Below are 10761 nucleotides of genomic sequence, written 5' to 3'. Positions count from 1 at the left end.
AAATATATTCAGGCCCCGAATACATCAGAAAAACTGACGCTGAGCTTTCTCTCTCGCTTTAACATTATTTTTTTTACCACGAACCACACGAACAACGACAAGATATGTGCTAAAAGTTCGTGGTGTTCGTGCGGTTCGTGGTAAATTCTTTTGTTTCCTCTATCTCAGAAAATGCGTCATAGAGAAAGTTATTCAAGAAAAGCATTTTGTCTTTTTCTTTCCATTTTTTTAAGGTTTCGGGAATACATTCTTCAAGCGTGAGACCAAAACGGCTCTTGAACAATTCCCTGTCTGGGCCTTCTTTGAGGCGGAAACCCATTAAAATTACGTCTTTTAAAAGAGCGGTTTTATCAATGTTTTCACAACGCGCGGAAGTTATCAACGGTGATTTTATATAGGAGTCAACATCATTAGCGTAAGTAAAACGCTTCGCCCCAGCGGTTTCTTCGTTTATCAAGGTGCCTGACGCGGAAGGTCCCGCTCCAATCCAGTTTTTCATTTGCCAATAACGAATGTTGTGAAGACACTGTTTCCCATCCTGAGCGAAATTGGAAACTTCATAATGATTGTAACCTTCGCTTGTAAGCAAATCGCGCCCGAAAAGCCAAAAGGAATCGGATTTATCACTGTCAGGCAGAATTATTTTTTTGGCTTTTATTTTTTCTTCCAAGTCGGTGTTTTTTTCTACGGTCAGACTGTAAAGCGAAATATGCGAAGGGTTGTGGGCGCGAATACGGTTTATGTCTTCCATGACAATTTTTTCGTCCTGATGCGGGAGGCCGGTCATAAGATCAAAAGACAAATCCGCATCCGTTTGAGCGCCGGGAAAATATTTGCAGGCGAGGCTTAATTGGCTCTCCAAAAAACGAGCGCTTCCTTTCCTATTCACGGAAAGACGCGAAGGCTCATGAAAAGTTTGCGCTCCAAGACTCAGCCTGTTCACTCCACCCCGCCTGCAAAGAGCGAGAAATTCTTCCGTAATTGATTCGGGATTCGCCTCCACCGTAAATTCTTCCGGTGAAAAAAAGGGGATTTTTTTTAACGCGTCAAATATGCGGGATATTTTTGCTCCAAGAACGGACGGCGTTCCGCCTCCTATGTAAACGGTTGGAATTTTGTTAATGTCAAAATAATCTATCTGGAATTTTATGTCGTTTATAAGAGCGGTAATAAATGATTCAATATAGCCTTCATTTAAATTTTTCACGGTTACCGAATAAAAATCACAGTAATCGCAGAAGGAATCGCAAAAAGGAATATGAATATACAATGAAGCGCTTGTTTTCAATTTTAAAGCAGTTCAATTTTCGCGAAAGGCCAGAACCTGAGCAAAGCTCTCGTTATGATTAATGAAGGGGAGACAGCCCCCCAAGTCCGTGAATCGTTTGTGTTGCTTCTGTCGTCTGAAATTACAAAACATTCGTCAGGACCCAAAATAACGGTATCCATACTGCCCGAAAAAGGAATTGAGCCGTCCCATAACTCCGGCATTTTGGGAATATTCGGCTGATACGGCTTTTCTGAAAGTTCGAACTCTGTAAGGCTATACGTGCTTCCTGCGGCTTTTACCCTAAATACATAATTACTCATGGAAATCTCATCGCCGGGAAGCGCGATGACTCTTTTTAAATAGTATTGCCCTTTCCCGGAAAAAATGCTTTTCTTTTGCGCCGTAAAAAACCTTACAATTCCGTCAATAATACGCAAAGGCATTTTCTTGTCTTTATAATGCCCCATATCTACCAATACGATATTTCCGCGCTTAAACGGAAAATAATTTTGTTCATTCTTGTTACGGAGCCATGAAGGAGTAATAAATGACGTGAATATTAACTGATCTCCGGAATTAAGCCCCGGTTGCATTGTGTTATTATCAACTGACCATACCGAAAAGAAGAACGCGTTAAAACAATTATATATAACATACAAAATGATAAAAATAAAAAGATATTTAAAAAGCTTGTTTCTTTGTTTTTTTTGAGCGGTATATGAATATTGCGTCCATTTGTCAAACATATTTACCCTAATTCATTATTCCCATTCGCCACCACGGCCAATAAATAAACATCCCTTTTCCAAGAATTTTTGACTTCTTTACGGGGCCAAAATAACGCCCGTCCCTGGAATTGTCACGGTTGTCCCCCATCGGTAAAATCCTTCCGTTAGGCACATACCAGCCAAGACGGTGTTTCGCCAAAAGCGCGGCGTAACGCGCCTCGCCGGGAGACGCTTTTCGCAGCGTTTCAATCCTTATTTTTTCATAAGTAAGATAGTCGGGAAACCGCATTTCACTTGACGGCTGAGACTTTGAATATAAAGCCTCGGAAGGGTTCAATTTAGCGTCAATCCATCCCGCAGCTTTGGCAGCCGCGCTTAGGGCGGGATATTGTTCATACTGCATTAATCTGCTTATATGGTGGTTCCACCCGACAGCCGCGTTATATTCATTTTCATTTATCCAGCGGTCCTCTCCTGAAAAACGTATCTTCATGTTGCCATTCTCCATGATTAAATGATCCCCCGAATATCCGACGGCCCTTTTAATAAGAAAATGAACCCTTGGCTCCCCTTTTTCGTCCTTATCAATATCAATAAATGTTAAGGTAAGCATATAGATAATGCGCTGAGTTACGTCAAATGCGACCCCTTTGGAAATATATGAGGGATTTTCAAAGATAATAATATCATTACGCTTAGGGCTCATAAGGCTTGGCAGTTTAAAAAAACCGGGCAGTAATTCAGGCCCATAAACAATTTTATTAACAAAAACAAAGTCGCCGATATTAAGCGTGTCTATCATTGAACCTGACGGAATCCTGTACGCCTGTACCAGATATTGATTTGCCAGTAAAACCATGCAAGCCGCCCAAATAAACGCGTCCAACCAGTCTAAAACGGGGTTTTTTGCCTTGCGTTTTTCCTTTTTTTCATGGCGGAGACGCGCCCGCTTAGTCAGGAATTTTTCCGTAATTACTTGAATGTGGTCAAAAAAGTCAGCCTGTTTTGATGTATTCGACATTTATTCTATCTTAGCATGAATTGCAGTTTTAAAGCAAGTGGTTAGTGATTAGCAGGTGAACCTGATAATGAACTTGACAATATTTCTTTTATTTTGTAATTTTTAAATAAATTAGGAAGAAATGCAAAAAGTATTTAAATATCCATGGTTAATTACCGCTATTATCGCTATTATTACAGCCTTTTTCTGTTTTCAACTGCCAAAAGCCGAATTGGAAAATAACAACCTCCGTTTTGTGCCGCTTGATGATCCCGCCCTTAAAACGTCACGGTGGATTGACGGAATGTTTGGCAGCTCATTTTTTATTCTTGTAGGGCTACAGCGGCAGTACGGTACGGTTTTTGACGCGGATTTTATTAACAGCATAAGGGATTATACGGAGAAGGTTGAAGACATACCCATTGTTAAAAGCGTTACTTCATTAATCAACGCGGAATATATAACGGCGGAAGACGACGCCATTGTAGTAGAAAAACTTTTAAAAGACGGTTTTACGGGAACGCGGGAAGAAATAGCTGAATTAAAACGCCGTCTTCTCTCCTGGGATATGTATGAGCGCGCGCTTTTTTCTGATGATTTTACCGCGACTCAAATTTTAATACCGTTGTCGATAAACTCCGAGCAGGCAAGCTCAAAACAGACAAACGAATACTTTATTAAAATCAGGGACATAGCGCACAATATTTTTGACAATTACGCGACAGTCCATGTTACGGGGATGCCCGTCATTATCGCCACAGTAAACGAGGCGATGAACGCCGATCTTAAACTGCTTATTCCCGTTGTAATTCTTGTCGTGCTGTTAATACTGTTTATCTCTTTCCGCTCTTTTACCCCCGTCGTACTGCCCCTTATTTCGGTAATTATATCGGTAATATGGTCTGTAGGGGCAATGCCTCTTTTTAACATTAAACTTTCTGTTATTTCCACCGTTCTGCCCGTCATACTGGTAGCGGTCGGGAGCGCTTACGGAATTCACATTGTTACCCATTATCTTTTAAGGCGTGAAACAGATAATTCCGATATAAGCCGCGAAGAACACAACGCTCTTGTTGTTGAAACTGTAAATAAAATTATAAAGCCGGTCTTTCTTGCGGCGTTAACCACATTTGTAAGTTTTCTTTCATTTTGTTTTACGTCCGTGGCCCCTTGCAGGGAATTCGGCTATTTTTCAAGTTTCGGGGTAGCCGCAGCGTTTTTAGTTTCAATTTTGCTTATTCCTTCGCTTTTAATTTTAAGAGGGCCGAAAAAAATTAAAACCTTCAAAGGCTCGGGCGCAAAAAATAAGGGGGTAAGCGTTTTCCTTGCGGATAATCTTTCCGTCCTTGCGCTGAGAAAAAAGACGATTCTTTTTATTGCTTTTATAGTTGTAATTTTTTCCGTTTACGGTTTGTCAAAATTAATTATTGACAATGTAATGGTTGAATATTTCAGGCCAAATACCGAGATTTACATTGCGGATAAATTTATTAGACAGCAATTTGGCGGTTCAAAAGTTGTAAGCGTTGTCGCGAGCGCCGAAAGTACGGAAATTATCTTGCACCCGGATACCCTTGCGGCCATGGACGGGCTTTCTTCTTATTTGCAAAAGAACGTTCCCGGCGTAGGCAAAGTAATGGGTTTTACAGACCTTGTAAAGCGCATTAATCAGGTTTTTAACGCGAATGAAAGCCCCGATGGACTTCGCGTAACGTCATCCTCTTCCGCCGCCAATAATGTTTCCGACAGTTTTGGATTTGGCGATTTTGTTGACGATGATTTTGGATTTGCCTCTTTTGAGAATGATAACTCCGCCGTATCGTATTCTAATAACTCAAGTAATTCAAGCGCGGACAAAGATAAAGTTTACACTCAAACTGAATTGATAGAACTGTTTGACCGCGCAGCCGGAAAATCCCGCGCAATGAATGTTAATGACCTTATTTGGGAACTTAAAAAGCAGATCAATTATGAAGGCTCAGCTTATTATGAAATACCCGTTGATCCCAAACGTTACGGAAAAGAAAGTAAGGAAGACTTACAAAAATTAATAGCAAATTACCTTGTCCTTCTTTCGGGAAACATCAGCGAATACGCAAACGATCCCCTTGAACCTACGGCGTTTAAATCAACGGTTCAGCTTCGTACTGTGGGAATGGAAGACAGCCACGCCATTTTCCGCACGATAGAACAATATGCCGCAGCTAATTTTCCCTCAGGCGTAAAATTTACTTTGGGCGGCACTACAATGGTGGAAAGCTCTTTAAACGATCAGGTCGTGCAAACGCAGGTTGTTTCCATGTTATTTTCCATCATTTGCGTTTTTATTATAGTATCGTTAGCCAACAAATCTATAATAGCCGGCATTATCGGAATTATTCCGCTGTCAATTTCCATACTGATTAATTTTGCCGTTATGGGATTTGCCGGTATTAAACTGAATCTTGGCACTTCGATGGTTGCCGCCGTCGCCGTAGGCATTGGCATTGATTACTCCATTCATTGCATGGAAGCGTACAAGCGCGAATATCTTGCCTCAGGCGGCAAGGGCGATTTTTTGCGCCAGGTTTTTTTCAGTTCGGGGAAAGCCATTATCATCAACGCTTTGTCGGTTGGCGCCGGGTTTGCCGTTTTGATATTGTCTAATTTTGTAATGTTATGCGATCTTGGAATGTTAATCGCGATTACCATGTTTTCAAGCGCGTTTGTAAGCCTGACGGTCCTCCCCGCCTTGCTCGCGCTGATTAAGCCAAAATTTATTTATAAGTAGAATATTTTAAAGGGCCTGAAAAGAAGAAGTTTTACCGCGAACCACACGAACACCACGAACTTTTAATACATAGCTTGCCGTTGTTCGTGGAAAAAAATTCTTTTTTTATCATGTATTAATTTTTTATTTATTAAGATATAATTATTCTATGAACATATTAATAATAGGCGGCGCGGGATACATAGGCAGCCATGTTGCAAGGGAATTCCTTGATAAAGGCTGCAACTGCGCCGTTTACGACAATCTTTCAAGCGGGCTTCGTGAAAATCTTTTTTTGGAAGCGAAGTTTATTCACGGCGACATTCACGATTACCAATCGCTCCTCGCCGCCATGAAAAGCGATGCATTTGACGCTCTCATTCATCTGGCGGCGTCCAAAGCAGCCGGTGAATCAATGCTGAATCCTGAAAAATATTCCCGCAATAACATCTACGGAACGCTTAATATTTTAAACGCCGCCTGTGAAGCCGGAATCAAACGTATCGTTTTTTCATCAAGCGCCGCCGTTTACGGAGAGCCTCAATACCTGCCTATTGATGAAAAACACCCTACAAATCCTGAGAATTATTACGGTTTTACAAAACTGGAAATCGAGCGTTTTTTAGGCTGGTATGAAAAATTAAAAAATATCCGTTATGCCAACCTCCGCTATTTTAATGCCGCAGGCTACGACGTAAAAGGCAAAATAAAAGGCCTTGAACAAAACCCCGCGAATCTTCTCCCCGTTATCATGGAAACAGCCTGCGGCATTAGAAAGGAAATGCAGGTCTTCGGCAGCGATTATGACACTCCGGACGGCACTTGCATACGCGATTATATCCATGTTAGCGATCTCGCGTCAGGGCATTTCATGGCGCTTGATTACATTATAAAAAATAATAAAAGCATAACCGTTAATCTTGGAAGCGAACAAGGTTTTTCCGTAACCGAAGTTCTTGAAACGGCGCGTAAAGTAACAGGAAAGCCAATACCCGCTAAAATTACAGACCGCCGCCCGGGAGACCCCGCAAAACTTACGGCTTCCGCGTCTCTTGCGCGTGAATTATTGGGCTGGCAGGCGCGTTACTCTGATATAGAAACGCTGATAAAAACAAGCTGGAGCGCGTATTCAAAATGAAAGAGAAATTATTATCATATATCAATAATTCTGCGGATTTGGCGGTTGAACTTGAAACTGAACTTACCAAACGCCAAGCCATTTCCCCCGAATCGGGCGGAGACGGCGAATTGGAAAAGTGCCTATTCCTTGAGAAGTGGCTTCGCGCTCACGGCATAACGCGGCTTGAGCGTTTTGACGCGTCCGATGACAGGGTAAAAAGCAAGATTCGCCCGAATTTAGTCGCGACAATTGACGGCGGCACGGACAATAAAGACGCGGGAAGACTGTGGATTTTAAGCCACCTTGACGTTGTGCCGCCCGGAGAAGAAAAATTATGGGAAAGCGATCCGTGGACTGTTATACGCAAGGATGATTCACCCGGCCCTAGGGTTATCGGGCGGGGGGTGGAGGACAACCAGCAGGGATTAACGTCTTCTGTTATTACTGCGCTGGCTTTTGTAAGTCAGGGATTAAAACCTTCGCGGACAATAAAGCTTTTATTTGCGGCTGACGAAGAAGTGGGATCCGCTTTTGGAATTGAGTGGCTTGTAAAAAATCACGGCGAATTATTTAATAAAAATGACATGGTACTGGTGCCTGACGGAGGGGACATAAAGGGCGAATGTATTGAAATCGCGGAGAAGCATATTTTTTGGGTGAAGTTTGTTACCCACGGAAAGCAAGCGCACGGTTCAATGCCGGATTTGGGCAGTAACGCTTTTTTGGCGGGGGCGGCTCTTGCTACACGCCTTCATCATGGGCTTTCGGCAAAATTTAAAAAAAGAGATTCTATGTTTGACCCTGACTACTCCACTTTTCAACCTACAAAAAAAGAAGCAAACGTCCCTAACATCAATACTATTCCAGGCGAAGATGTTTTTTACATGGATATGCGCGTCCTTCCCTGCTATTCAAAAGATTCGGTATTCGCGGAAATTGACAAAATAAAAACTAAAATAGAAAAAGAATATCACGTTACGGTTGAATACTCTTTATCGCAGTCAACGCAGTCAAAAGCTACCGATGTAAAAGCGCCGATTGTCACTTTACTGAATAATGCTATACCTCAGGTCTATTCAGTCAGGCCGCGCCCTATAGGCATCGGCGGCGGCACAATGGCGGCATATCTTCGCAACATTGGAATAGATTGCGCGGTCTGGACAAAAACGCAGGAAACCCTTCACCAGCCGAATGAGTACGCGCTTTTGGAAAATATTCTTGGGGATGCCAAAGTTTTCGCGTTATTGGCGATTAGTTAGCGTTTTTATGGGAGGGGGAGAAAATCAGCGCGGCAAAAATCATCGACTGCGAAAAAATAATAGCTTCCCTATGCGAAGGCGGATCTGTAGCGGAACTTCTTTCCTCCTATGAGCCGCGCAAATCTCAGCTTGACTTGCTTGCCCTTATTACCCGCGCCTTTAACGAAGACGCTCTTGTTATGGCGGAAGCGGGTACGGGCGTGGGAAAATCATTCGCCTACCTCCTTCCCGCCATGCACTTTGCGCTCGCAAACAAGGAAAAAGTTGTAATCTCAACCGCTACCATTACCCTGCAACAGCAGTTATTTGAAAAAGACATCCCGCTTGTCGCTTCAAGCATGCCGGACGTTAAAATTAAATCTGTTATAATGAAAGGAAGGGGCAATTATCTGTGCCTGCGCCGCCTAGACGACACGTTACGCGAAGGCCTGCTTTTTGACTTTGATAAAAATGAAATTGACAATATTGTTGAATGGTCGCGGAAAACAAAAACAGGGGCAAAGTCGGAACTTGCCTTTATGCCTTCCGAAACCCTATGGGCGGGCGTATGCTCCGAATCTGATCTATGTTTGGGAAATCACTGCCCTTGGAGGGATAAGTGTTTTATACTTGCCCTCCGCAGGGAAGCCAATAACGCGCACATAATCGTAGTGAATCATCATCTGCTTTTCGCGGATTTGGCGGCAAGGTATCAGGGCGCGGGTTATGAAAGCGCGGTAGTTTTGCCGCCTTTTAACCGGCTTATAATAGACGAGGCGCACACAATTGAAAACGCCGCGACTTCATTTTTTTCGCAGGAATTTGCAAGAACAGGAATTTTCCGCCAACTTTCAAGGCTTTACAATACGCGCAAAGCAAATATGCGCGGCTTACTTGTAAGACTGTGCGCGATACTGCCCACAGGCGAAGACAAGTTAGACGATATGGCGGATGTTATTCAAAAAATACGCTCGTCAGTTGAAAGTCTTGACGATTGCGCCTTGGAACTCTGCGGCATTGAGGGGATTTTTAGGCTTTCCCCGTCCGTTGATGAATCATTTTTAAAAAAAGCGTTATTCCCAAATTTTAAGGCGTTGCGAAAAGACATACTCAGCCTTACAAATATGATCCGTGATATTTTAGAAAACCTTGACGATGAGCAAATGGCTGACCCTATTGTTTGGGAGATTAAAACTATTGTAAGAAGGTTAGACGGCGCGGCTGAAATTTGCAATGTTTTTTGCCTTTATAAAAAACACGATGACCATGTTTTATGGATAGAAAAATTACGGTTAAAAAATAACCCCTGGGCCGTCTTTACAAAAACGCCTCTTGATCTGGCTCCAATACTGAAAGACAGCGTATTTTCGCCAAATAAAACCGTGGTCTGCGTATCCGCGACATTGGCAATTAACGATGATTTCACTTTCTGGGCAAGCCGTTGCGGCATCGGCAGCATCAATTCTCGTCAGCCGCTTTCAGGATGTTTCCCTTCTCCCTTTCCCTACTCAAGCGCCGTCCTCCTTGCCTCCCCGCAAGACGCTCCACTCCCAGATGAAGAAGGGTATCAGGAATTTGTCAATAAAGCAGTGGCAAGTCTTGCCGCCGTAGCAGGAGGCTCTGCCCTTGTGCTATTCACTTCTTATCAATCGTTAACAGGCAGTTACAACGCCGCTTTAGCGGAACTTACCCCAATGGGCATACGCTGTCTGAAGCAGGGGGATGACGACCGTACCCGCCTGTTACAGGCGTTTCTGTCCGATGAAAGCTCCTGCCTTTTTGCCACAGACTCGTTCTGGGAAGGAGTAGACGCGCCCGGCGACACCCTGAGGCTGGTCATTATATGCAGACTGCCTTTCCGCACGCCAGGCGACCCTGTTCACGAAGCGCGAAGGGAAGCTGTGGAAAAGCGCGGCGGAAACCCCTTTTTAGAGCTTTCCCTGCCCCAAGCTGTCATGAAGTTTAAGCAGGGCTTTGGAAGGCTTATGCGCAGAAGCGCCGACAAGGGCGTGGTAGCGGTTCTTGACGGGCGAATTTTAAAAAAAGCTTATGGTAGTTTATTTCGACAATCTCTGCCCGAAACAAAAACAAGCTTTAGCAATCTTAACAATATTTTACAAGACATAGAAAACTTCCTATATTAATGGTATAATTGACATAGAGGTAACGAATGTCAGATTATACGGATTCTGAAGAACTCGTGCAGGAGTCCGCAGAAACGGTAAACAGTGAAAAATTCCTTGTCTTCTCCATATTGGGAAAATTATACAGTTTTCCGTCCCGACTGATTGGGGAAATCGCGTTATTTGACAAAGTATTCCCGTTACCGCTCATGCCTTCTTATGTGCTTGGAGTTGTAAACAGATATTCGGCTCCTTACGCCTTATTTGACATCGGGCTTTTATTCCAAAAGACTCCAAGCCCGCGCAATAAAATAATAATTCTTAAAGAAGAAATTGACAGAATCGCATTTCTTATTGACGATGTGGCGGGCATTGCGGACATACAGAACGAGGAGCTTCTTATTGTTGAAAGAAATTCCGATTCAGGGGATCTGACGGACTTAATTTGCGCGTCTTTCAAGTGGGAAAACGGCGATGTTTTTGTTCTTGACGCGAACAGTATAATGAGCCGCGTCTCAAAGGAGATAGCTTAA

General features: G+C 43.2%; 8 protein-coding genes. 5 read left to right on the top strand and 3 right to left on the bottom strand.

Annotated features, from left to right (window positions below):
• Positions 1–109: 109 nt before the first annotated feature.
• From hemW to lepB (ACYVRH_RS00920), 3 genes are read right to left on the bottom strand one after another with little or no spacing between them, the layout of a single operon-like run.
• On the bottom strand, positions 110–1270 hold the full coding sequence (hemW, locus tag ACYVRH_RS00930; protein WP_461255056.1) for a radical SAM family heme chaperone HemW: 1161 nt from the start codon (positions 1268–1270) through the stop codon (positions 110–112).
• A 20-nt stretch (positions 1271–1290) separates the two neighbouring features.
• Positions 1291–2016 (bottom strand): signal peptidase I, encoded by a 726-nt coding sequence (gene lepB, locus ACYVRH_RS00925; RefSeq protein ID WP_461255055.1) that lies wholly within the window; start codon positions 2014–2016, stop codon positions 1291–1293.
• Between the two features lie 7 nt (positions 2017–2023).
• Positions 2024–3019, bottom strand: coding sequence for a signal peptidase I (lepB, locus tag ACYVRH_RS00920; RefSeq protein ID WP_461255054.1), 996 nt, complete (start codon positions 3017–3019; stop codon positions 2024–2026).
• Between the two features lie 121 nt (positions 3020–3140).
• Between lepB (ACYVRH_RS00920) and ACYVRH_RS00915 the strand changes: the two genes are divergently transcribed.
• From ACYVRH_RS00915 to ACYVRH_RS00895, 5 genes are all read left to right on the top strand, one after another.
• A complete protein-coding gene (locus ACYVRH_RS00915; protein ID WP_461255053.1) occupies positions 3141–5768 on the top strand; it encodes an efflux RND transporter permease subunit in 2628 nt (875 codons plus the stop codon).
• A 148-nt stretch (positions 5769–5916) separates the two neighbouring features.
• Entirely contained in the window at positions 5917–6885 is a 969-nt protein-coding gene (galE, locus tag ACYVRH_RS00910) for a UDP-glucose 4-epimerase GalE (protein WP_461255052.1), read from the top strand.
• Positions 6882–8126, top strand: coding sequence for a M20 family metallo-hydrolase (locus ACYVRH_RS00905; protein ID WP_461255051.1), 1245 nt, complete (start codon positions 6882–6884; stop codon positions 8124–8126). The genes galE and ACYVRH_RS00905 overlap by 4 nt, the downstream gene beginning before the upstream one ends.
• Before the next feature lie 134 nt (positions 8127–8260).
• Positions 8261–10249, top strand: coding sequence for an ATP-dependent DNA helicase (locus tag ACYVRH_RS00900; protein ID WP_461255050.1), 1989 nt, complete (start codon positions 8261–8263; stop codon positions 10247–10249).
• Between the two features lie 26 nt (positions 10250–10275).
• A complete protein-coding gene (locus ACYVRH_RS00895; protein WP_461255049.1) occupies positions 10276–10761 on the top strand; it encodes a chemotaxis protein CheW in 486 nt (161 codons plus the stop codon).

This window comes from Treponema sp. R80B11-R83G3 (assembly GCF_054786115.1).
This window is presented reverse-complemented; position numbering and strand designations above follow the sequence as displayed.

Coding starts and splice junctions, on each gene's coding strand:
- ACYVRH_RS00915 (WP_461255053.1), top strand. CDS start 3,141: ATGCAAAAAGTATTTAAATATCCATGGTTAATTACCGCTATTATCGCT.
- galE (WP_461255052.1), top strand. CDS start 5,917: ATGAACATATTAATAATAGGCGGCGCGGGATACATAGGCAGCCATGTT.
- lepB (WP_461255055.1), bottom strand. CDS start 2,016: ATGTTTGACAAATGGACGCAATATTCATATACCGCTCAAAAAAAACAA.
- ACYVRH_RS00895 (WP_461255049.1), top strand. CDS start 10,276: ATGTCAGATTATACGGATTCTGAAGAACTCGTGCAGGAGTCCGCAGAA.
- lepB (WP_461255054.1), bottom strand. CDS start 3,019: ATGTCGAATACATCAAAACAGGCTGACTTTTTTGACCACATTCAAGTA.
- ACYVRH_RS00905 (WP_461255051.1), top strand. CDS start 6,882: ATGAAAGAGAAATTATTATCATATATCAATAATTCTGCGGATTTGGCG.